Origin of the sequence: Bradyrhizobium sp. F1.4.3, assembly GCF_040548375.1 — a bacterium.
Lineage (GTDB): Bacteria > Pseudomonadota > Alphaproteobacteria > Rhizobiales > Xanthobacteraceae > Bradyrhizobium.
On record NZ_JBEPRN010000022.1, the window covers coordinates 1 to 22776 of the forward strand.

Here is a 22776-nt window from a genome sequence, read left to right on the forward strand (position 1 = left end):
CCAATACAACTGGCACCGGCCCCACGGTGGTATAAAATCTCAAACGCCTATCAGCAGACTCGGTCTAACCGAGGACAACCTCTTGAGGCTCCACACCTAGAGCATGATCCGGACGAGCGTGTAGCGGTTTTCCGACAAGATCATGCTCCACTAATAAATGCCACGCGCACTACTCGTGCGGGGCGCGCGGCAGGCTCAGGAAGCGATCGAGAAATCGCCCTGACAGCACGAACCTGAACCACCAATACATCAGCCGCCGCGTTGTCATAGCTGCGATCCTCGACCGCCCACCACCGGCTGCGTGACCAATAGCGCAGGTGCAGCAATGCGCATGTGAGGTGCTTCACACTCACGGAGCCCGCGCCCGGGCGAGTTGTCGCATAACTGTCACGAGCGAAGGGCGAACATGCGCGCATCGCGCGAAAATGAGTTCATGGACCGGGCGTGTCGCACCTATCCTCCAATGCACCGCATGCTGCGATGGAAGGAATTTCGCGATGAGATCGATCCGACTGACATTGACGATGATGGCGTGGCTCGTGGGCGCATGCGCGCTCACATCGACGACGATGGCGCAGACCGCGCCGTCTCCGGGCAATGCCGCACCGACCGCGGACAATGCGGTCCTGCTCACCGTCTTCTTCAAGCACGACCAGTCGCGTCCGCTCAATGAGCTGAATGCGCAGCTTGCCAAGCAGAACTTCTACAAGGCCTTCCCGCCAGCAGGCGTGGAGGTCGTGAGCTGGTACGTGATGATGGGCATTGGCCAGGTGATCACGCTGCGCCTGCCGGCCTCGCGGCTACGCGAAGTCAATCGCATCATCGAGGATACTGCGTGGGGCCCGTACCGCACCGAATTCTATCCGACCTATGACTACAAGGCGGTCGGCATGGGCGAACACGACAAAGCCACCGGCAATTGATACCGGCGTTATTGAATTGGGCGAAGCGCGCGCGGCTTCGTCCAATTGCAGGACACCGGCTGCGTCCGTCGACAAGCCGGGTCCTGAGAAAATCCTGCGAGATTGCCGTGCTCCCGCGCGCAGAACGCCGGCAGGTGTAAAAACTTCTTCAAGACAATCCGGACAATTTTAGAAGTGATGGGGGCTTTAACGTTACCCGGACAATTCAACATTCGCGCTGAAGCTCTCCATATTTGAAGCCCCCCTCCCTCGCTAACACACCGTCACGGAACGGGAGTGGCTTGCGATGAGTGACGGGATCAGTGAACTAGCCGGACGGAGGCCTGTAACCTTCGGACGGCGAAAGGTGACGCCGCGCGCGTGCGTCGCCGACGGCAAGCGCCACCTGCGCGCCTTCATGAGCGAGGTGCTCGAGGATCTCGGCTTCGTGACCAGCGAATGCGGCAGCGCGGACGAGCTCCAGGCGGTGCTCGCCAACGAATTGCCGGACCTGATCCTGTTCGGCATCGCCGCCGACGGCATCGAGCCGGGCAAATTTCTGGAGACGCTGGTGCGCGAGGCGTTTGGCGGCAAGGTTCTCGCCGTCGGCGCTCGCGAGTCGATCATCCTGAAAGCCGTGCAGCAGGTCGGCGAGGAATATGGCCTTGCGATGCTGCCGTCGCTGACGACACCCTTTGCCGCCGAGACGCTGCGCGAGCGCGTCGCGATGCTGTTGCCGGAAGAGCCGGCGCCAAGCCCCGCGGTGCATGTCGGCGAGGCCCTGCATGCGGGCTGGCTCGAGCTCTGGTATCAGTCCAAGATCGAAGCGCGCACGCTGGTTCGCTGCGGCGCCGAGGCGCTGGTGCGGATGCGGCACCCGACCTGGGGCGTGGTGCCGCCGGCCTATTTCATCCCCGAACAGCGCGATCCGCATTTCCGTGACCTGTCGGAGTTCGTGATCGAGCGCGCCGTGGAGGACTGGCATTATCTCCTGGAGCGGCAGAACGCGGTCGATCTGTCGATCAAACTTCCCGCGCCCTATCTGAAAGAGCCGCAGGCCGTGCGCGATCTCTGCCGCCGCGTGCCGACGCATCCGGCCTTCGGCGGACTGACGATCGAGATCGCCAGCGAAGAGGCGATCCACGACCTCGAATTCCTCACCGAAGCCGCGCGCGAAATGCGCTTCCACAACATCGGCCTGTCGATCGACAATCTCGGCGCCAACTGGCCGGAGCTGATGGGTCTGGACAAGATTCCCTTCGTCAAGCTGAAGGCCGACCGGCAATTCGTCACCGGCTGCGGCAATGATCGCCTGAAGCGAACCGTGTGCCGCCACATCGTCGAGCTCGCGCAGGGTTACGGTGTGCGCACGGCCGCCGAAGGCATCGAAAGCCGCGCCGACCTGGTCGCCGCCAACGAACTCGGTTTCGACCTCGTGCAAGGCTATCTGTTCGGCAAGCCGATGCCGCTGAAGAAGTTTGCGAGGAGCACGCTGACGCGGACGGTGATGGGCCGGGAATGAGGCGCAGGCCTCAGGCATACCGTCGCGCGAAGAACACACAGACGACGACGAGCGCGGTCGCGGAGATCATGCTCCATGCGACCGGCTCGTGCAGAAGGAAACCGGCGAGCGCAAGGCCGAAGAACGGCTGGAGCTGCTGCAACTGACCGACACGCGCGATGCCGCCGGTCGCAAGGCCGCGATACCAGAAGATGAAGCCGACGAACATGCTGAAGATCGAGACATAGGCGAGCCCGATCCAGGCCGGCGCGCCGATGCCGCCCCATGTCGAAGGCCAGGTCCAAGCCGCGACCGGCACCATCAGCGGCAGCGCCAGCAGCAGCGCCCAGGAGATCACCTGCCAGCCGCCGAGGCGGCGCGACAGCGCGGCGCCTTCGGCGTAGCCGAGCCCGCACAGCACGATCGCGGCCACCATCAGGAGATCGCCCGCAACGGATGCCGTGCCGTCGTTCGACAGGGCAAACCCTGCCACTGTGGCGCTGCCGAGGACAGCGAACAGCCAGAACATCGGCTGCGGCCGCTCGCCGCCGCGCAGCACGGCGAAGATCGCGGTCGACAGCGGCAAGAGGCCAATGAAGACGATCGAATGCGCGGATGTGATGTGCTGGAGCGCGAGCGCGGTCAGCAGGGGAAAGCCGACGACAACCCCGAGTGAGACGATGGCGAGCGAGACGAGATCCTTCCGCTGCGGCCGCGCCTGGCGGAGCAGGCCAAGGACAGCAACGCCTATCAGCGCCGCAATGACCGCGCGCGCGGAGGTCAGGAACAGCGCCGAGAAGCCGCCGACCGCCACGCGCGTCGCCGGCAGCGAGCCGCTGAAGATGATGACGCCCAAAAGACCATTCGGGAGCCCGTTGCCCCAGCCACTGCCCGCAGATTGCATTGTGTCTCTCTTTCTGGACAGCGATCTTCGGTCCTGGCCGGTGGCAAGACCAGCGACAATCCAGTACAATCCGGTGAAACTGTATGGATATGGAAGGTCATACACATTGGACGGCGAGGCACGAACGAAGGGCCGGGGAGGAACCAGGACCACTGACGTGATGAGCACGATCCGCGCCAAGGTCGCGGGCCGCGCGCTCAGTGCCGGCGACCGCCTGCCCTCGATCCGCAGCCTCGCCATTGCGATGGGTGTTTCGCCTTCGACGGTCGTCGAAGCCTATGATCGTTTGGCCGCCGAAGGCCTGATCCGCGCGCGTCGTGGCTCCGGCTTCTATGTGTCGCCGACAATGATGCCGCCGCTTGCGCTGGCCGAGGTCGAACCGCGCCGCGACCGGGCGGTCGATCCGTTCTGGGTCTCGCGGCAATCGCTCGATGCTGATGCCGCCGTGCCAAAACCTGGCTGCGGCTGGCTGCCGCCGGACTGGATGCCGGAGGCAGCCTTGCGCCGCGCCGTCCGCGCGCTCGCCCGTGCCGACGAGAGCCTGCTGACCGATTACGGCTCGACGCGCGGCGCGCTGGCACTGCGCCGGTTCCTGCTTACGCGCCTTGCCGAGGACGCGATCGAGGCGTCGATCGACCAGCTCATGCTGACGGGCTCGGGCACCCAGGCAACCGACCTCGTCTGCCGCTTCCTGCTCCGTCCCGGCGACACCGTGCTGGTCGACGATCCCTGCTACTTCAATTTTCGCGCGCTGTTGCGGGCGCATCAAGTGAAGATCGTCAGTGTGCCCTACACACCGTCGGGCCCGGACGTCGCGCGTTTCGAGCAGATCCTCGCCGCCGAGCGGCCGCGGCTCTACATCACCAACTCTGCACAATCCAACCGGCGCGTCGCTCTCGCTTCCGACCGCGCACCGGCTTTTGACCGCGGCTGCCGCGCACGACCTCACCATCATCGAGGACGACATTTTTGGCGACTTCGAGCCGGAGCGATCGCCGCGTCTGGCCGCGCTCGACGGACTCACCCACGTGATCCGCATCGGCAGCTTCTCCAAGACACTGTCCGCATCGGTGCGCTGCGGCTACATCGCCGCGCGCGCGGACTGGATCGAGCATCTCGTCGACCTCCAGGTCGCAACCAGCTTTGGCGGCCCGAGCCCGGTTGCGACCGAAATCATCGCCAGGGTTTTGGCCGGCGGCAGCTATCGCAAGCACATGGAGGAGCTGCGGCAACGGCTCACGCGCGCACGGCGCGACGTAGCGCGAAAACTTCAGACCCTGGGGTTGGAGCCGTGGCTGATGCCGCGCGGCGGTTTCTTCCTGTGGTGCCGTCTCGCCGGAGGGCAGGATGCGACCGAGGTCGCGCGGGCGGCGCTCGAAGAGGATATCGTGCTCGCGCCAGGCAACGTCTTCAGCGTATCGCAGACCGCATCAAGCTTCCTGCGATTCAACGTGGCGCAATCGAGCGATCCGCGAATGTGGGACGTGATGCGGCAGGCGTTGAAGGCAGATAGCGCCGGCTAACTTGAGCGGCTCAGTCTCAGCTCGGATCAAGATCCCCGGTCCAGCGATCCCGTCCCTTCCAATATGGGCAGCGCGGGCAGGACTCTTCCATCGGATAATCAACGCCTTCTTCATGCGGACAGCCAATAATTCCATCGACCATGGCTACCGAGTGCACCGAATGCTGCTTTAGGAAGGCGGCAATTTCCGCTAGTATTGTCTTATCGGTCCTCACGTCTCCCGACTCCGAAACCCAGCGGCGCAATTCGGGCTCGGCACCTTCCGTTTGGATGCAAGAGACAGCCACTTTGGAGGCTAGCCGATTGTCGGGACCGTAGAAGGCGATCGTCCCAACGGGATAGCCGCGCATGCCCTGCTTGGCTTTTTTTCGGAGCCATTTGTCAGGCTGCGGTCCGATCTTCATCGCCATGACCAGATCCGCTCATAATTTTCTTCGATCCGCGCATTCTGAGTGCGAATGCGTGCGCTTATGCGCGGTCGTATGGCGGAGAGGGAGGGATTCGAACCCCCGATAGGCTTGCACCTATGCCGCATTTCGAGTGCGGTGCATTCGACCACTCTGCCACCTCTCCTGAAGTGCCGATGAGGGGCAGGAACCCCTGTGGTCGGGGCGTGTAATAGGCGAGGATGGCGGGCCAGACAAGGCGCGAAAGGGGAAAATCCGCTGCCTCTTTCGCTCTGTCTTTCCAAACTCCGGAGGAACCGCCATGGAGCACCTTACGATCAAGGCCAATGGCGCCAACTTCCACCTGGTCCGCACCGGGCGGGGCAAGCCGCTACTTTTGCTGCATGGTTGGCCGGAATTCTGGCTGACCTGGGAGCCGGTCATGACGCGACTGGCCGACCGTTTCTTGCTGATCGCGCCCGATCTGCGCGGCTTTGGCGACAGCGACAAGCCGGACGGGCCTTACGGACCGGACGGCCATGCAGCGGATGTGCTGGCGCTGATGGACGGGCTCGGCATCAACCGATTCGGTGTCGTCGGCCACGACGTAGGCGGCGCCGTCATGCAACCTTTGGCTCGGCTGGCGCCGGGGCGGCTCACTGGGCTGTTCTTCTTCGATTTCGTCTATCCCGGCATCGGGCCGCGCATGGCGGCGCCCGACCGGCTCAACCACATCTGGTACCAGTCTTTCCACCAGATGGAGATGGCACCGCAACTCATCGGCGCGAGCCGCGAGACCTGCCGTCTCTATATCGGCCACTTCCTGAAAGGCTGGGCGCATCGGAAGGATGCCTTCGATGACGTCCTCGACGACTTTGCCGATAATTTTTTCAAGGCCGGCAATCTCGCCGGCGGCTTTGCGCATTATCGCGCGTCGCATGCCGGGCGTGTTGCGATGATGAGGGGCGAAGCACCTAAACTGCCGCCGATCAATGTGCCGGCCTGCGTGCGCTGGGCCGAGCACGATCCGCTGTTTCCCTATGCCTGGACCGATCGGCTCAAGGAGACCTTCAGTGATCTCGATCTTGCGATGTTTCCGGACGTCGGACACTTTCCGCATCGCGAGAATCCGGATCGTGCGGCGGCTGAGATCGCGAGTTTCTTTCAGCGTATCGGCTGGAGCTGAAGGACGGGTGGGACCGCCAGACGCGGTAAACACTGGCGGTCCCGTGCCGCTCATTACAATGCTGGCCGGGAAGGGCGGCTTCGCCGGCCTGCGTGAGGCGACAATTCGACCCTAGCGTGCAGTCCGCGCGTCGCAACGCAATCCGTCCCTTAACCTAACCAGTCAAGGTTACTCCTTGTCGTTCTTGCTTTTTTTCTTGCCGTTCTCAGTAGAATCCCGGTCTTTGTCCTTGCCGTTGCCGCCGTCCTTGTGGCGGTTGGTGAAGCGCGCATTGCCAAGGCCGGTGCCGATGGTGAGCACGCCCCAGCGGTCGACATCCTGCATGAATGGCACTTCCGAGAGGCCCTGAACCACGCCGTCATTGTGCATCAGAATCGCAGTGTCGTGCTCGCCGATCTGCGGAATGCCTTCGATCAGGCTCGCCGGCAGGTTGAACTTGCTGCTCTCCCAATTGCCCGGCAGGTTCTGGGCACCCTTCTCGATCGAGCCGTCCTCGTTGATCACGCCGGGACAGGCAATGCCGATGAAGGGCGCGAGCTTGAGGCCTTCGTTCTCGGCCTCCGAGATCAGCCCCTTCAACATTTTCGTGAGCCGCTTCACCGCGCCTTCTCGCGTGGGCTCGTCATCGGCGTGACGCCACAGCTCGGCTTTCCAGACACCCGCTTTCGACAGATCCCTGGCCTTCTTCCAGCGCGTCTCGACCACGCCGCAGCGGATGTTCGTACCGCCGATATCGACCGCAAGGATGCTGTCGTGAGCCTCGAAAATCCAGGATGGCGCGAGATGGAGCGCGCCGATCAGACCGGCCTCATCCGGGTGGGCGCGGATCGGCACCATGTCGGCCTTGAAATCCTCTGCCTTCAGGATGATCTCCGTACGCGCGATCGCGAGCTCGCCGAGCCTGGAGTCGCGAAACCCGCCGCCGACCACGATCCGCTCGGTCTTGGCCCAGGCCTTGGTCTTCATGAAGCGCCGCGTGACATAGGCGAGTTCCTGGGCGAATTCCTCGATTGCGCTGTGCACGATCGCGGACGCCTCGGTGTCGTCGCCGACCAGGATCGTATCCAGGGTCTTCTTGCTGATCTGGTCCGAGGGCTCGTCGCCGAACGGATCTTCACCGGCTTTGCGCAAGGTTTTGCGCCAGCGGTCGAGGATGTCACGGAACGCACCCTTGCTGGCGCGGTCGCCGAGGAAGCCGTCCTCGTCCTTCATTTCGATGTTGAAGCTGTCGATATCGACCGACGGCAGCCGGGTCGCGCCGTGCTGTGCGATGCCCGTCGTCGCGACCAGTTCGTCCGTTGCCATGGTGCCCTTGCCCGCTTGCGAAATTCCTGGCGAGATTCTTGGGATGCGAAGTCTTTGGACAACGGCGGTGGAACCGGTTGGTTGCAGCGTGGGCCGGGATTCGATCGCGGGCGTCGAAACGGCTCAAATCCATCCAATCCGGGCCGTTTTCGGCAGTTTTCCTTGACTCTCGGCGGATGGCGGCTATAAGTCCCACAACCGGCGCGGGGCGTTTCTCGCGCCGCTTGTTTTTACGTGGGTTTTCAAAGGGATACCTCCCGCCCCACAAAACTTGCATAAACCCATAGCGACTGACAAAAAGCCGGCCCGGACGTCAAGTCTCGAGGCCGGGATTGAACACGAAGGAAGAAAACGATGTTCGCAGTCATCAAAACCGGCGGCCGGCAGTACCGCGTCGTTCCGGATGATGTCCTGGAAGTTGGCAAGATCGAAGGCGAAGTCGGCTCGATCGTGCAGCTGAATGAAGTTCTGGTGGTCGGCGGCGACACGCCGATCCTGGGTCTGCCCACGGTTGCCGGTGCGTCGGTGGCGGTCGAGGTGCTCGACCACAAGCGCGGGCCGAAGGTCATCGCGTTCAAGAAGCGCCGCCGCAAGAATTCGCGCCGCAAGCGCGGCTACCGCGACGAGATCACGGTGCTGCGCATCAGCGAGATCCTGACGGACAACGCCAAGCCCACCAAGGGGCCGCGTCCGAAGCGGGAAAAGGTCGCCAAGGAAGAGGCGAAGGAAGCCGACGCCGCATAAATTGATCACGCCAATTCACGAATTGATGCGTGAGAAATTGTGAAATGATTCCGTCAAGGAATTGATCTAGAGATACGCAAGGTTTCGGAGACGAGCTATGGCTCACAAAAAAGCAGGCGGTTCATCGCGCAACGGTCGCGATTCAAAGGGCAAGCGCCTTGGCATCAAGGCGTTCGGCGGGGAAGTTGTTATTCCCGGCAACATCATTGCGCGTCAGCGCGGCACCACCTGGCATCCCGGCCTTAATGTCGGCATGGGCACTGACCACACTCTGTTCGCCAAGGTCGAGGGTCGCGTCACGTTCCAGGCCAAAGCCAACGGCCGCACCTTCGTATCGGTGCTCCCGCTCGCAGAGGCGGCTGAATAGACGGTGGATCAAATTTGGAGTCCGCCGGGTCCTGACCAAACCGGCGGAGTCCACACATAGGCTCCAGGGGAGGCGGGACACCGGCCTCCCCTTTCGTTTGACTTGCTCACTTTTCACTTAGTGACTTCGACGGAGCCGGACATGTTGCAGGATTTTTCGAGCACGACCTTGCGGGAGGCGAGACCGAGCGTCGTCGCCACCGAGCGGCTGACCTTGCGGCGTCCGACACTCGCCGACGTCAGGACCATCGCCCGGCTCGCCAACGACCGCCGTATCGCCGAGAACACGCGGCGTCTGCCGCATCCCTATTCGCAGGACGACGCCGTCAATTTCATCCGCGCCACCGCCGAGCTCGGCAGCGAGACCGTGTTCCTGATCGAGCACGACACCACGCCGGTCGGTATGGTCGGGATCGACAGCTCGACGCCTGACAATGCCGAGCTCGGCTACTGGCTCGGGGTCGAGCACTGGGGCCGGGGCTTTGGCACCGAAGCTGCGCGCGGCGCAATCGACTTCTTCTTCGAGGAGTTCGAGGACGACCACCTCTATGCCGGCGCGCGCGTCACCAACCCGGCCTCGCGCAAGGTGCTGGAGAAGTGCGGCTTCCAGTGGAGCGGCGTCCAGCTGCATCGCTTCCTGGCGTTGGGATCCTCCACCCCGGTCGACTGCTTCCGCCTCTCGCGCGGGGTGTGGGCGTCACTGAAGAGCTGGAGCAGTGCGCGAAGGGTGAGGTAGCAGCCTAGCCATACGATGTCGTCCCGGCGATGGCCGGGATGACGTTGTGGTTGCGGCTAGGCCGGCGGATTCACCTGCGCATCGCTGCGGCCGAGATCGCGTTCGCGCAAGTAAATGTAGAACCCGGCGCCGATGATGATGGCGGCGCCGACGATGGTCGCGACCTGCGGAACGTCGCCGAACACGACGAAGCCGAAAATCACAGCCCACACGATCATCGAATATTGATAGGGCACCACCACGCTCGCCGGTGCGAGCTTGAGCGAACGGTTGACGCAGAACAGCGCCGTCACCGAGATGCATCCAGCCAGTGCGAAGATCACGAGGCTGCCAGGGCTCGGCGGCACCCAGTGATATACCGACAGCACAGCGCCCAGCAGGAAGGTGCCGACGAATTGCGAGGACGCCATCACGATATCAGGTGTCTTGCGCAGGCTGCGCGTGATCAGCATCAGGGTTGCGAACGACAGGCTACCGCCGAGCGCAATCAGCGCCGGCAGGCTGACGGTCTGCGCCGACGGCCGCAGCGCGATCAGCACGCCGCAGAAACCGATCAAAATCGCTGTCCAGCGCCGCCAGCCGACCTTCTCGCCCAGGAAGATCGCCGACATCGCGGTGACGAAGATGGGGCCGGCGAGATAATAGGTAATGACGTCGGCGAGTGGCAGATAGACCGTCGCGACGAAGAAAGCGGCGACCTCCAGCGTCGACAGCGTGACACGAAGCAGCTGGAGCCACGGCCGCTCGAGGCGAAAGAAGTCGTGACGCTGCCGCCAGATCAGCGGCGACAGCAGCAACAGCGCCGCGCAGGCGCGCAGGAACAGCAGCTGCCCCACCGAATAAGTCCCGACCAGGAACTTGCCCATGGCGTCGCCGAACGAGAACATGAAGATCGACAGCACCATGAGTGCAATGCCGGCCAGCCGCGCCGAGCGGTCGTCATAGGCGGAGAGATTCTTGAACAGAGGCATCGAGCGCCGTTTTAATGACGCAGGCGCCCGCGACAAGCCCAGGCAAGGCGAATTGAACGGATTGTCGCACTCTTCGCATCGCGGTAGCGATAGGCGCGTCACCGACGAAAGAGCCAAGAAAAGAGCCAAGCCATGACCGACTTCGAACCGACCCAGCATCGCATGATCCCCACGCAATGCTGGTTTGAGGATTTCGTCGTCGGCGAGCGTTTTGTGCTGCCGAGCCGCACCCAGACCTCGGCGGTGTTCGCGGCGTTCCAGACTGCGAGCGGCGACACTCATCCGGTGCACTATGACGTGGAATATTGCCGCAGCCGCGGCATGCCGCATCTGCTCGCGCACGGCTTCCAGACGCTGGTCCACACCGCGCCCGGCGCCGGCCTGTTTCCGTTCATGGTCGAAGAGTCTCTGGTCGGCTTCCTCGAGCAGTCGAGCCGGTTCCTCAAACCCGTATTTGCCGACGACACCATCTATCCCGCGCTCGAAGTCACCGAGCTCGCGCCAGGGCGCTCGACCGGCGTGGTGACGCTGACCAGCACCGCGTTCAACCAGCGCAAGGAGCTGGTGCTGGAAGGAATGCAGAAATTCCTGATCCGTCGACGCCCCCTCTGACGTCGTCTCGGGGTTAAGCACGGGGCGAAAATCGCCGAAATTCGGCCGGTTTGCGGGTAAGTCCGGGTTGCCGCGCGGGACCGGCTGGCCTACCTATGGCCCATGAAATTCCTCGACGAAGCAAAGGTCTATATCCGCTCCGGTGACGGCGGGAACGGCTGCGTGGCGTTCCGCCGCGAAAAATTCATCGAATTCGGCGGCCCCTCCGGCGGCAATGGCGGCCGCGGCGGCAGTGTCATCCTCGAGGTCGCCGACGGGCTGAACACGCTGATCGATTACCGCTACCAGCAGCATTTCAAAGCCCAGAAGGGCGAGAACGGCGCAGGCTCGGACCGCCACGGCGCCAACGGCAAGCCGATCACGCTGAAGGTCCCCATGGGCACGCAGATCTTCGACGAAGACCGCGAGACGCTGATCCACGACTTCACCAATGTCGGCGAAAAGTTCGTGCTCGCCGAGGGCGGCAATGGCGGCTTCGGCAACGCGCATTTCAAATCCTCGACCAACCGCGCGCCGCGCAATGCCAATCCCGGCCAGCCCGGCGAAGAGCGCTGGATCTGGCTGCGGCTGAAACTGATCGCCGATGCCGGCCTGGTCGGCCTGCCCAATGCCGGCAAGTCGACGTTCCTCAGCAAGGTCAGCGCGGCCAAGCCGAAGATCGCCGATTATCCCTTCACCACGCTGCATCCGCAGCTCGGCGTCGTGAACTCCGATGGCCGCGAATTCGTGCTGGCCGACATTCCCGGTCTCATCGAGGGCGCGCATGAAGGCGCCGGCCTCGGCGACCGCTTCCTCGGCCATGTCGAACGCTGCCGCGTGCTGCTGCATCTCGTCGATGCGACCTGCGAGCATGCCGGCAAGGCCTACAAGACGGTGCGCACGGAGCTCGACGCCTATGGCGGGCTGCTGACCGACAAGCTTGAGATCGTCGCGCTGAACAAGATCGACGCGGTCGAGCCGGACGAATTGAAGAAGCAGAAGGACCGGCTGAAGCGCGCCGCCAAGAAGACGCCGTTGCTGATGTCCGGCGCCACAGGTCAGGGCGTCAAGGAAGCCCTGCGCGCGCTGGCCGACGTGATCGGCGAGAGCCCGGTCTCCGCCAAGGCGAAGAGCGCGGCCGAAGCCGAGCCCTGGTCGGCATAGTAGACCGGCACTCTCTCAACACCTCTCCCCAACGGGGAGAGGTCGATTTGCGCAGCAAATCGGGTGAGGGGGACAGGTCCACGAGTGAGCGCAACCCCTCACCCGGCGCTACGCGCCGACCTCTCCCTATGGGAGAGGTTTTCTTCGCGCCATCGATAGCGCAATATCCCGCAATCGAAGGATGGAGCGATAAGCATGGCGCGCGCGAAAAACATTCTCTGGATCATGTGCGACCAGCTTCGCTACGACTATCTCGGCTGCACCGGCCATCCCCGGCTGAAGACGCCCAACATCGATGCCATGGCCAAGCGTGGCGTGCTCTTCACAAAAGCCTATGTGCAGTCGCCGATCTGCGGTCCGTCGCGGATGTCGTTCTACACCGGCCGCTATATGCGCTCGCACGGCTCGCACTGGAATGGCTGGCCCTTGCGTGTCGGCGAGCCGACGCTCGGCGATCATCTGAAGAAGATCGGCGTGCGCAACGTGCTGGTCGGCAAGACCCACATGGCGCCCGACCTCGAAGGCATGAAGGCGCTCGGCATTCCGCCCGAGTCGATGATCGGCGTGCACGTCGCCGAATGCGGCTTTGAACCTTACGAGCGCGACGACGGCCTGCATCCGACCGGCCGCCCGCGCCCGAAATACGATGAGTATCTGCGGAAGCAAGGATTCGAGGCGACGAATCCGTGGGAGCATTGGGCCAATTCCGGCGCCGCGGATGACGGCTCCTTGCAGAACGGCTGGCTGCTGGTGCACGCCGACAAGGCCGCGCGTGTGCCGGACGAGCATTCCGAGACGCCCTACATGACGCGCCGCGCGATGGATTTTATCAGCGAAGCCGAGACCGACGGCCGACCGTGGTGCCTGCATCTGTCCTACATCAAGCCGCACTGGCCCTACATCGCGCCAGAGCCTTACGCGAGCATGTATTCGACCGATGACATGATCCCGGCGATCCGCTCCGAGCGCGAGCGGCAAAATCCGCATCCGGTGTTCGGCGCCTATATGGACATGCGCTACTCCCGCAACATGGCGCGCGACGATGCCCGGGAGAAGGTGATCCCGACCTATATGGGCCTGATCACCCAGATCGACGACCAGATGGGCGTGCTGATGAAATTTCTGGAGGAACACGATCTGCTGGAAACCACCATGATCGTGTTCACGTCGGATCATGGCGACTATCTCGGCGATCACTGGATGGGCGAGAAGGATCTGTTCCACGAACAATCGGCAAAGATCCCGCTGATCGTCATCGATCCCTCAGCGGAAGCCGACGCCACGCGCGGCACGCGCAGCGATGCGCTGGTCGAGGCCATCGACCTCGCGCCGACCTTCGTCGACTATTTTGGCGGCAAGGTGCCGGGGCACGTCCTCGAAGGGCGTTCACTGCTGCCGCTGCTGCGCGGGCCGACGCCGTCCGACTGGCGCAAGGTCGCCTTCTCCGAATATGACTACGCCATGCAGGACGTGCGGCTGAAGCTGAACCAGCCGATCGAGCGCTGCCGCCTGTTCATGGTGTTCGACGGCCGCTGGAAATATATCCATGCCTCCGGCTTCCGCCCGATGCTGTACGATCTAGAGACCGATCCGGAAGAGTTTTTGGATCGCGGCGAGGATCCGGAGTGCGCCGGCATCATCACGAGGTTACAGGCCGAGCTGTTCGACTGGGCGCTGCATCCCAACGATCACATCACCACCCCCCGCGAGAAGATCGCGGCCTATGCCGACAACCAGCTCCAGGTGAAGGGCGGGATTTTGATCGGCATCTGGGACGAGGCGGAGCTTGCATCGATCAAGGACGGGATCGCGCAGCGCTCGAAGCTGTGAGTTGCGCGCAACATCTCAGTTTCGAGCTTGTGGCAGCAACCCACCGATCTGAGCCAACAAGGCGCGAAGATCACTCCGCTCGAACGCCAATCGGGTCTGAAATGCGTCTTCATGAATGTGAACGCCGTTACAGACTTCATTCAGCGCATTGTTCAGCATGTGCAATTCATCACGAGTCACTCGGAGATCAGCTCCTTCTTCATTGATTCTCAAACAGATCATCGTCCCAAGACCTCCCTTGCGAATCCAACTCTCGTCATGCCCGGGCTTGACCCGGGCATCCACGTCTCACCTCGATCGCGAAAGCGCGTGGATGGCCGGGTCAAGCCCGGCCATGACGGCGGAGAGTTTGGCGTGAGCCGTCCGCTCAATTCTCGATCTTGTATCCCGTCGCCTTCACGATCGGCTGCCAGAACGCCGTGTTCGCGGCAAGCTCTTTGGTCAGCCCGTCCGCATTGCTGCCGACCGGGATCAAGCCGATCGCGGTGAGCTTCTCCTTCACCTCGGGCCTGGCGAGCGCGGCGCTTGCTGCGGCGCCGAGCTTGCTGGCGAATTCCGGCGGACTGCCGGTGGGAAGCCACATGCCGTACCAGGCGTCGGCGACGAGATCGATGCCGCTCTCCTTCAGCGTCGGAACTTCCGGAGCGAACGGCGAACGCTCCGCACTCGAGACCGCAATGATCTTCACTCCCTTGGCGCGATGCTGCGGCAGCGCGTCGGCCAGCGTGGTGATCCCGAAAGAAATGTGGCCGCCGATGAGGTCGTTGAGGATGGGCGCGCTGCCGCGATAGGGCACGCGGGTCAAGGGAATGCCGAGGTCCTTCTCAAGTTTCGAGCCGGCAAAATGCGGAATGGTGCCGTTGCTCGGCACCCCGAACGACGTCTTGTCCGGATGCGCCTTCAGCCAGGCGACGAAGGCCTTGAAATCGGCAGCGTCGACCGCCGGACCGACCACGAGCGCGAATTCGAACCGCGCCAGCAGCGACACCGGCATGAAATCCCTGGCGGTATCAAAGCTCGGAATCGTCTCCACCATCGGCAGCAGGTACATGGTGGGGCCGGTCGTTACCAGCACCATGCTGCCGTCGGGGCTTGCGCCCTTCACCGCCTTGATGCCGATCAGGCCATCACCGCCAGTGCGGTTCTCGACCACAATGGTCCGTTGCAGCACCGGCGCCATCTCCTGAGCAATCAAACGGCACAGCGTGTCGCCGCCCGCCCCTGCTGCGAACGGAAAGATGATTTTTGTGAGCCCGGCCTGCGCTTGCGCTTGACCCGCCTGCGCCAACAGCGGCAGGCCGAGACATCCGGCCATGAATTTGCGGCGATCCATACGTTTCCTCTTTCGGCCCATTTTTGGTTGCGGGCATTAGAACCGGGCCGGCGTCCAAGACAAGGCCGACCTTCGCCGTTTACCATGCCGGCCGCCTTGCGCCGGCCATCGTCCTGCTGCAAAAGCTGGCCTTATCGGCGCCGCCTGTCGCTCCGCCGTTTCCTCGTGCAGAGCAGATCGTCCCTAACGCCATGACCAGCCCCGAACTCAGTCAATTCCGCCGCATCGTCGTCAAGGTCGGGTCCGCCCTGCTGGTGGATTCCGACAAGGGCGAAGTGCGGGCATCCTGGCTCGCCGCGCTCGCCGACGACATGGCCAAGCTGCACCGCGAGGGCCGCGACGTGCTCGTTGTCTCCTCGGGCTCGATCGCGCTCGGTCGCAGCCGGCTCAAGCTGCCGCGGGGCCCGCTGAAGCTGGAGGAAAGCCAGGCGGCGGCCGCCGTCGGCCAGATCGCGCTGGCGCGGATCTGGTCGGAGGTCCTCGGCGCGCACGGCATCGGCGCCGGCCAGATCCTGGTCACGCTCCAGGACACCGAAGAGCGCCGCCGCTACCTCAATGCCCGCTCCACCATCGGCAAGCTTTTGGAGTGGCGCGCAATCCCCGTGATCAACGAGAACGACACGGTCGCCACCAACGAGATCCGCTACGGCGACAATGACCGCCTCGCGGCGCGCGTCGCCACCATGGCGAGCGCCGACCTGCTGGTGCTGTTATCCGACATCGACGGGCTCTACGACGCTCCGCCGAAGAACAATCCGAACGCAAAGCTCATCCCCGTCGTCGACAGCATCTCCTCGGAGATCGAAGCCGTGGCGGGAGACGCCGAGTCCGAACTGTCGCGCGGCGGCATGCGCACCAAGGTCGAAGCGGCCAAGATCGCCACCACCGGCGGCACGCATATGCTGATTGCGTCCGGCAAGATCGAGCATCCCTTGCAGGCAATCGCCGATGGCGGCCGATGCACCTGGTTCCTGACGCCGGCCAACCCGATCACCTCGCGAAAACGCTGGATTGCTGGCACGCTGGAGCCGAAGGGCACACTGACAATCGACGCCGGTGCTGTCACAGCGCTGCGCGCCGGCGCCAGCCTGCTGCCGGCCGGCGTGATCAAGGTCGAGGGCCACTTCGCCCGCGGCGACGCCGTGATCGTGCGCGGTCCCGACACCAGCGAGATCGGCCGCGGCCTGATCGCCTATGACGCTGAGGACGCCGAGCGGATCAGGGGCCGCTCGTCGCCGGACGTGATGGCCATCCTCGGCATCAGCGGCCGCGCCGAGATGATCCACCGCGACGATCTGGTGGTGGGCGGGTAAGGGCCGAGCCGGGCGCTTTTTTAAGGGACTGCTAGGTCAATGACCCAGCCAGCACGCGGCCGGGGAGACCAGCCATACCCTCCCGACCCTTCGCAAAAGCGGGATTTCCGTGCTAGGACACTGCCTTAGCAGAAGGTTGAACTAGCTATGGCCGCCCCCCTCAAAGCGCTCGACGGCAATGCCGATCTCCAGGCGCTGATGACCGATCTAGGCACCCGCGCCCGCGCTGCTGCGCGCGTGCTGGCGCTGGCGCCGCCGGAGCAGAAGAACCGGGCGCTCGAGGCCATGGCGCGCGCGACCCTCAACAATGCCGCCGCCATTCTCGCCGCCAATGCCGAGGATGTCGCGGAGGCCCGTGCGTCCAGCAACATGACCGCCTCCTTCATCGACCGCCTGACGCTGACGCCGGCGCGTGTCAAGGCAATGGCCGAGGGCATCGGCATCGTGCGCGGCATTGCCGATCCGATCGGGGTCGTCACCGAGAGCTGGCAGCGGCCGAATGGCATGACCATCGAGCGCGTGCGTGTGCCGCTCGGTGTCGTCGGCGTGATCTTCGAGAGCCGGCCGAACGTTGCCGCGGACGCCGGCGTGCTGTGCCTGAAGGCGGGCAATGCCGTGATCCTGCGCGGCGGCTCGGACAGTTTCCGCTCCTGCCGCGCCATCCATGAATGCCTCGTCCAGGGCTTGCGTGAAGCGGGCCTCCCCGAGGCCGCAATCACACTGGTGCCGACGCGCGACCGCGCGGCGGTCGGCATGCTGCTGTCCGGCCTCAACGGCGCCGTCGACGTCATCGTGCCGCGCGGCGGCAAGAACCTCGTTGCGCGCGTCGAGGCCGAGGCACGCGTGCCGGTGTTCGCGCATCTCGAAGGCGTCAACCACGTCTATATCGATGCCAGCGCCGATCTCGCCATGGCGAAGTCGATCGTGCTCAACGCCAAGATGCGCCGCACCGGCGTCTGCGGCGCAGCCGAGACGCTGCTGGTCGATCGCGCGGGGGCTGCGAAGAGCCTGAAGCCGCTGGTCGAGATGCTGATCGAGGCCGGCTGCGAAGTGCGCGGTGACGACGCCGTGCAAAAGACCGATGCGCGCGTAAAACCTGCGAGCGACGACGATTGGGACACCGAATATCTCGACGCGATCATCGCAGCGAAAGTGGTCGACGGCGTCGACGGTGCGATCGCTCACATCCAGAACCACGGCTCGCAGCATACCGATGCGATCGTGAGCGCGGATGAGGCGGCCGCGAAGAAATTCCTGAGCGAAGTCGACTCAGCGATCGTGCTGCATAACGCCTCGACGCAGTTTGCCGATGGCGGCGAGTTCGGCTTCGGCGCCGAGATCGGCATCGCGACTGGAAGATTTCACGCCCGCGGCCCGGTCGGTGCAGAACAGTTGACGAGCTTCAAGTACCGCGTCCACGGCACCGGGCAGACGCGGCCGTAAGTCATGGCGCGAGGCGCGGGGCATTGAGTAACAATTTCGTCGCGCCACGTTTCTTCGCGCAGGCCATACCGTCCTACACCGAAGGCATGCGCATAGGCCTGCTCGGCGGCTCGTTCAACCCGCCGCATCAGGCCCATCGCGCCATCAGCCAGTTCGCGCTGAAACGCCTTCAGCTCGATCGTGTGTGGTGGCTGGTGACGCCGGGCAATCCGCTGAAGGAGAACGGCACGCTGCATGAGCTCGGCGAGCGCATGCAGGCCGCGCGCGACGTCGCCAGCGATTCCAGGATCGAGGTGAGCTGTCTCGAATCCGTCATTCGTACGCGCTACACTATCGACACGATCAACACCTTGCGCCGCCGTCTCAGCGGCTTGCGCTTTGTCTGGATTATGGGCGCCGACAACCTCGCTCAATTCCATCATTGGCAGCACTGGCGGCGCATCGCCGACCAGGTGCCGATTGCGGTCATCGATCGCCCGCCACAGAGCTTTCGTGCCCTCGCTTCACCCGCCGCCCAGGCGCTTTCGCGCTATCGCGTACCCGAGAATAAGGCAGCGTTGCTTGCGGATCTGCCGGCGCCGGCCTGGGTCTTCCTCACAGGGTTGAAGCTGAACCTCTCCTCAACCCGCCTGCGGAACCCGGACGGAAGCTGGAAAGGTACGAAGTGAGACACAGTTGAGACAGAGTGTGTGGGCTGGGGCTCTCTGGCATATTGAAACCCTTAACCCCACATGATGTAGTGTAACCAGCGAAGGCCGGATTCGGCGTTCGCGATACAGTGAAAGGAATGGTCCCTGGCCACGTCTGTATTGTCCAAGTCTGTTTTACCCAAGGCAACGAAACCGGCGCGTAAAACATCGACCAAAGCTGCGGCCTTGAAGGCGCAACCCGACGCCGACAAGACGCTGAGCCTGATCCTCTCCCGCCTCGACGACATGAAGGCGGAAGAGACGGTCACCATCGACCTTCGCGGCAAATCGGCATACTCCGACTACATGATCGTTACCACGGGCCGGGCCAACCGGCACGTTGGCGCGATCGCGGAGAACGTCACGAAGAGCCTCAAGGAAACCGGCCTCAAGAACATCCACGTCGAGGGCTTGCCCAACTGCGACTGGGTGCTGATCGATTCCGGCGATGTGATCGTGCACGTGTTCAGACCCGAGGTCCGTGAGTTCTACAATCTCGAGAGATTGTACACGCAGGGCCCAGGGGCGGCGAAGGCGATCTAGAGGCTACAGGCCGATTACGAATCGGCTGACGCGCATGCTAGCGTCGTGCGCGCGCGGGATGCGCGCGGTCTTGAAAACGCGACTCTGAAGACATCATGCGTGTTGCTGTCATTGCGGTGGGCCGGCTGAAGCAGGGTCCCGAACGGGAGCTTGCCGACCGCTATTTCGAGCGGTTCGACGAAGCCGGCCGCAAGCTCGGATTCCGCGAGCTCACCGTCCACGAAATTCCCGAAAGCCGCGCGCGCGACACCGCGACACGGATGGCCGAAGAGGCTGCGGCGATCTCCGCGCATATTCCGGAAAAGTCGATCCTGGTGGCGCTGGACGAACGCGGGCAAAATCTCGATTCCACCGTATTCGCACGGCATCTGGGGCGCTGGCGCGACGAGGGCGCCGGTCATACTATCTTCGTGATCGGAGGGGCGGACGGACTTTCGCCCGAATTGCGCCGTAAGGCCAAGATCGCGATCGCGTTCGGCTCTGCGACCTGGCCGCATCAAATGGTCCGCGTCATGCTTCTGGAACAGCTTTATCGGGCCGCCACCATTCTGGCCGGCCATCCCTATCACCGCGCGTGATGCGCGCCACAACGAGCACCTTTGCGTAAAGCGATGCGAACGCCGATTCTCAATTTGCTGCTGATTGCAAGCTGCGCCGGCGCAAGCCTCGCGCAAGCTCAGACGGCAACGCCGGCGCCCCAGACCGCAGCCATTTCACCCGACGCCATCAAGCAGCGCGAGCAGGAGCTGGAAGCCGCGCGCGCAAGGCAGAAGAGCGCAGAGGAAGCGCAGGCCAAGCTGAAGGCCGAGATCTCCTCGCTCGGTCAGGATCGAACCCAGCTCAATCAGCAGCTGATCGACACCGCCGCCAATGTCCGCACCGTCGAGACCAAGATCGACGAGGCCGAAGCGCGGCTGCGGACGTTGAACGGCCGCGAGCAGGAGACGCGCGCCTCGCTTGATTCGCGCCGCGCCGACATCGTCGAGGTACTGGCGGCCTTGCAGCGCGCCGGCCGGCGTACCCCGCCGGCGCTGCTGGTGCGGCCCGAAGATGCGCTGCAATCACTGCGCACCGCGATGCTGCTCGGCGCCGTCGTGCCGGAATTGCGCGGACGCGCCGAAAAGATCGCAGGCGAACTCGGCGAGCTCGTGGCCTTGCGCAAGAACATCGCCACCGAACGCGATCAGCTCGCCTCCGACCGCGACAAGGTCCGCAATGACCAGACCCGGCTCGCCGCCCTGGTCGACGAGCGGCAGCGCCAGCAATCGGCGCGGGAAAAGGACCTCGATGCCGAAAATTCGCGCGCCATCACGCTGTCAAAGCAGGTCGGCGATCTCCAGGGGCTGATCGCCAAGATGGAGCAAGACTTGCAAAGCGCCGCCAAGGCAGCAGAGAAGGCGGCTGAGGCCGCAAAGCAGGCCGAGGCAAAGGCGGTCGCCAACGCCAAGCCCGGCCCGGCCGCTTTCAAGGACCGTTCCCGGACCACCCCGGCGATCCTGTTCGCCTCGGCCAAGGGCCTGCTGCCCTTGCCGGTTAACGGTAACAAGATCAGGGATTTTGGTGGTTCCGACGGCGTCGGCGGGGTCCAAAAGGGCATTTCGCTGGCGAGCAGGCCGGGCTCGCAGGTCACGACGCCGTGTGACGGCTGGGTGGTCTATGCCGGCCCGTTCCGCAGCTATGGACAACTCTTGATCCTCAATGCCGGGGGCGGGTATCATGTCCTGATCGCCGGGATGGAGCGCATTTCGGTAAACATCGGACAGTTTGTGCTCACGGGGGAGCCGGTCGCGTCCATGGGGTCGACATCTCAAGTCGCCTCCATTCTTGCCACGAACGCGAGTCAACCTGTGTTGTATGTCGAGTTCCGCAAAGACGGCACTCCAATCGATCCAGGCCCATGGTGGGCCGCAAATGAAGGCGAGAAGGTTCGCGGATGATGCGCAAGACTTCAGTTATCCTCCTCAGCGCGGCCACCGGTGCGGCGCTGACGCTGTTCGTGACCCAGCCGCGCGCGGTGTTCATGGGCTCCAGCGCGCGAGCCGCGACCGCCGACACCTATCGTCAGCTCAATCTGTTCGGCGACGTCTTCGAGCGCGTACGCTCCGACTATGTCGAGAAGCCCGATGACACCAAGCTGATCGAATCCGCCATCAGCGGCATGCTCACCGGTCTCGATCCGCATTCGAGCTACATGGACGCCAAGAGCTTCCGCGACATGCAGGTGCAGACTCGCGGTGAGTTCGGCGGCCTCGGCATCGAGGTCACGATGGAAGACGGCCTGATCAAGGTGGTCTCGCCGATCGACGACACCCCGGCCTCGCGCGCCGGCGTCATGGCCAACGACATCATCACCAATCTCGACGACGAGGCGGTGCAGGGCCTGACCCTGAACCAGGCGGTCGAGAAGATGCGCGGCCCGGTCAACACCAAGATCAAGCTCAAGATCATCCGCAAGGGCCAGGACAATCCGATCGACGTCACGCTGGTGCGCGACAACATCCGCGTCCGCTCGGTGCGCGCGCGCATCGAGGCCGACGACATCGCCTATATCCGCATCACCACCTTCAACGAGCAGACCACCGAAGGCCTGAAGAAGGAGGTCGCGAACCTCTCGACGCAGATCGGCGACAAGCTCAAGGGCTACATCATCGACCTCCGCAACAATCCGGGCGGCTTGCTCGAGGAAGCCGTCACCGTGTCCGACTCCTTCCTGGAGAAGGGCGAGATCGTGTCGACCCGCGGCCGCAATGCCGAGGAGACCCAGCGGCGCACTGCGCACGCGGGCGATTTGACCAAGGGCAAGCCGGTCATCGTGCTGGTCAACGGCGGCTCGGCTTCGGCGTCAGAGATCGTCGCCGGCGCGCTCCAGGACCACAAGCGCGCGACCATCGTCGGCACGCGTTCGTTCGGCAAGGGCTCGGTGCAGACCATCATCCCGCTCGGCTCGGGCAACGGAGCGCTGCGTCTGACCACGGCGCGCTACTACACGCCGTCGGGCAAGTCGATCCAGGCCAAGGGCATCGTGCCCGACATCGAGGTGCTCCAGGACGTGCCGGACGAGCTGAAGTCCCGCACCGACACCAAGGGCGAGGCCTCGCTGCGCGGCCATCTGAAGAACGACGGCGACGAGAAGACCGGCTCGCAGTCCTATGTCCCGCCGGATGCCAAGGACGACAAGGCGCTCAAGCTCGCCGACGATCTGCTCCACGGCATCAAGAACAGCGCCTCCGCGGCGCCCACCCCGGGCGACAGCAAGGCTGCCGCCGACAAGCCCAAAGCGGCGAACTAGGCGCGTCAAATCGATTCGTCGAAAAGGGCGGCTCCTGGAGCCGCCCTTTTTGCTTGGA

General features: G+C 63.8%; 22 protein-coding genes, 1 tRNA gene and 2 pseudogenes. 18 read left to right on the forward strand and 7 right to left on the reverse strand.

Translation table 11 applies throughout. The features are described 5' to 3' along the window. The 3 genes and pseudogenes from ABIB73_RS33555 to ABIB73_RS33565 form a co-directional block, all read left to right on the forward strand. A pseudogene (locus ABIB73_RS33555) lies at positions 1-100 on the forward strand (IS481 family transposase); the annotation flags it as partial. A gap of 397 nt (positions 101-497) precedes the next feature. Then, positions 498-923, forward strand: coding sequence for a hypothetical protein (locus tag ABIB73_RS33560; protein ID WP_354231240.1), 426 nt, complete (start codon positions 498-500; stop codon positions 921-923). A gap of 286 nt (positions 924-1209) precedes the next feature. After that, on the forward strand, positions 1210-2424 hold the full coding sequence (locus ABIB73_RS33565) for an EAL domain-containing response regulator (RefSeq protein WP_354231242.1): 1215 nt from the start codon (positions 1210-1212) through the stop codon (positions 2422-2424). Between the two features lie 10 nt (positions 2425-2434). Here ABIB73_RS33565 and ABIB73_RS33570 read toward each other — a convergent pair whose 3' ends face one another. Further along, a complete protein-coding gene (locus ABIB73_RS33570) occupies positions 2435-3307 on the reverse strand; it encodes a DMT family transporter (RefSeq protein WP_354231244.1) in 873 nt (290 codons plus the stop codon). A 160-nt stretch (positions 3308-3467) separates the two neighbouring features. Here ABIB73_RS33570 and ABIB73_RS33575 point away from each other — a divergent pair. Beyond that, positions 3468-4830, forward strand: a pseudogene (locus tag ABIB73_RS33575) (aminotransferase-like domain-containing protein). Between the two features lie 16 nt (positions 4831-4846). Here the strand turns inward: ABIB73_RS33575 and ABIB73_RS33580 are convergent. After that, positions 4847-5239, reverse strand: a complete 393-nt coding sequence (locus ABIB73_RS33580; protein ID WP_354231246.1) for a hypothetical protein — start codon at positions 5237-5239, stop codon at positions 4847-4849. Between the two features lie 73 nt (positions 5240-5312). Further along, positions 5313-5402, reverse strand: a tRNA-Ser gene (locus ABIB73_RS33585). A gap of 135 nt (positions 5403-5537) precedes the next feature. On the opposite strand from ABIB73_RS33585, the gene ABIB73_RS33590 reads away from it, so the two are divergent. Continuing rightward, on the forward strand, positions 5538-6401 hold the full coding sequence (locus ABIB73_RS33590; protein WP_354231247.1) for an alpha/beta fold hydrolase: 864 nt from the start codon (positions 5538-5540) through the stop codon (positions 6399-6401). 168 nt (positions 6402-6569) lie between these two features. On the opposite strand, the gene ABIB73_RS33595 is transcribed toward ABIB73_RS33590, so the two are convergent. Beyond that, a complete protein-coding gene (locus ABIB73_RS33595) occupies positions 6570-7706 on the reverse strand; it encodes an ROK family protein (RefSeq protein WP_354231249.1) in 1137 nt (378 codons plus the stop codon). Positions 7707-8060: 354 nt separating this feature from the next. On the opposite strand from ABIB73_RS33595, the gene rplU reads away from it, so the two are divergent. The 3 genes from rplU to ABIB73_RS33610 all read left to right on the forward strand — a co-directional run bounded on the left by rplU (position 8061) and on the right by ABIB73_RS33610 (position 9552). Further along, positions 8061-8450 (forward strand): 50S ribosomal protein L21, encoded by a 390-nt coding sequence (rplU, locus tag ABIB73_RS33600; RefSeq protein WP_354231251.1) that lies wholly within the window; start codon positions 8061-8063, stop codon positions 8448-8450. Between the two features lie 97 nt (positions 8451-8547). Beyond that, positions 8548-8817, forward strand: coding sequence for a 50S ribosomal protein L27 (rpmA, locus tag ABIB73_RS33605; protein ID WP_045004325.1), 270 nt, complete (start codon positions 8548-8550; stop codon positions 8815-8817). 141 nt (positions 8818-8958) lie between these two features. After that, the gene (locus ABIB73_RS33610) at positions 8959-9552 is read left to right on the forward strand and encodes a GNAT family N-acetyltransferase (RefSeq protein WP_354231254.1); all 594 of its coding nucleotides are present in this window, start codon (positions 8959-8961) and stop codon (positions 9550-9552) included. Positions 9553-9608: 56 nt separating this feature from the next. Here ABIB73_RS33610 and ABIB73_RS33615 read toward each other — a convergent pair whose 3' ends face one another. After that, positions 9609-10523 (reverse strand): DMT family transporter, encoded by a 915-nt coding sequence (locus ABIB73_RS33615; protein ID WP_354231256.1) that lies wholly within the window; start codon positions 10521-10523, stop codon positions 9609-9611. 132 nt (positions 10524-10655) lie between these two features. On the opposite strand from ABIB73_RS33615, the gene ABIB73_RS33620 reads away from it, so the two are divergent. The 3 genes from ABIB73_RS33620 to ABIB73_RS33630 all read left to right on the forward strand — a co-directional run bounded on the left by ABIB73_RS33620 (position 10656) and on the right by ABIB73_RS33630 (position 14108). Next, positions 10656-11135, forward strand: a complete 480-nt coding sequence (locus tag ABIB73_RS33620; protein ID WP_354231258.1) for a MaoC family dehydratase — start codon at positions 10656-10658, stop codon at positions 11133-11135. A 102-nt stretch (positions 11136-11237) separates the two neighbouring features. After that, a complete protein-coding gene (gene obgE / locus ABIB73_RS33625; protein ID WP_354231260.1) occupies positions 11238-12278 on the forward strand; it encodes a GTPase ObgE in 1041 nt (346 codons plus the stop codon). Between the two features lie 195 nt (positions 12279-12473). After that, entirely contained in the window at positions 12474-14108 is a 1635-nt protein-coding gene (locus ABIB73_RS33630) for an alkaline phosphatase family protein (protein WP_354231262.1), read from the forward strand. A 15-nt stretch (positions 14109-14123) separates the two neighbouring features. Here the strand turns inward: ABIB73_RS33630 and ABIB73_RS33635 are convergent, their stop codons facing one another. Both ABIB73_RS33635 and ABIB73_RS33640 read right to left on the reverse strand, forming a co-directional pair. Beyond that, on the reverse strand, positions 14124-14393 hold the full coding sequence (locus ABIB73_RS33635) for a hypothetical protein (protein ID WP_354231264.1): 270 nt from the start codon (positions 14391-14393) through the stop codon (positions 14124-14126). 82 nt (positions 14394-14475) lie between these two features. After that, positions 14476-15441, reverse strand: coding sequence for a Bug family tripartite tricarboxylate transporter substrate binding protein (locus ABIB73_RS33640; protein WP_354231266.1), 966 nt, complete (start codon positions 15439-15441; stop codon positions 14476-14478). 191 nt (positions 15442-15632) lie between these two features. Between ABIB73_RS33640 and proB the strand changes: the two genes are divergently transcribed. From proB to ABIB73_RS33675, 7 genes are all read left to right on the forward strand, one after another. Next, complete coding sequence (proB, locus tag ABIB73_RS33645; protein WP_354231268.1) at positions 15633-16754, forward strand: glutamate 5-kinase; 1122 nt, start codon at positions 15633-15635, stop codon at positions 16752-16754. Between the two features lie 147 nt (positions 16755-16901). Then, complete coding sequence (locus ABIB73_RS33650) at positions 16902-18197, forward strand: glutamate-5-semialdehyde dehydrogenase (protein ID WP_354231270.1); 1296 nt, start codon at positions 16902-16904, stop codon at positions 18195-18197. 23 nt (positions 18198-18220) lie between these two features. Then, the gene (locus tag ABIB73_RS33655) at positions 18221-18865 is read left to right on the forward strand and encodes a nicotinate-nucleotide adenylyltransferase (RefSeq protein ID WP_354231272.1); all 645 of its coding nucleotides are present in this window, start codon (positions 18221-18223) and stop codon (positions 18863-18865) included. Between the two features lie 207 nt (positions 18866-19072). Next, positions 19073-19429 (forward strand): ribosome silencing factor, encoded by a 357-nt coding sequence (gene rsfS / locus ABIB73_RS33660; protein WP_354231274.1) that lies wholly within the window; start codon positions 19073-19075, stop codon positions 19427-19429. A 95-nt stretch (positions 19430-19524) separates the two neighbouring features. Next, the gene (rlmH, locus tag ABIB73_RS33665; RefSeq protein ID WP_354231276.1) at positions 19525-20007 is read left to right on the forward strand and encodes a 23S rRNA (pseudouridine(1915)-N(3))-methyltransferase RlmH; all 483 of its coding nucleotides are present in this window, start codon (positions 19525-19527) and stop codon (positions 20005-20007) included. A gap of 33 nt (positions 20008-20040) precedes the next feature. Further along, positions 20041-21366 carry a murein hydrolase activator EnvC family protein gene (locus tag ABIB73_RS33670; protein WP_354231277.1) on the forward strand — a complete coding sequence of 442 codons (1326 nt, stop codon included), beginning with the start codon at positions 20041-20043 and terminating at the stop codon, positions 21364-21366. Further along, positions 21363-22718, forward strand: a complete 1356-nt coding sequence (locus ABIB73_RS33675) for a S41 family peptidase (RefSeq protein WP_354231279.1) — start codon at positions 21363-21365, stop codon at positions 22716-22718. The genes ABIB73_RS33670 and ABIB73_RS33675 overlap by 4 nt, the downstream gene beginning before the upstream one ends. The last annotated feature ends 58 nt before the right edge of the window (positions 22719-22776 follow it).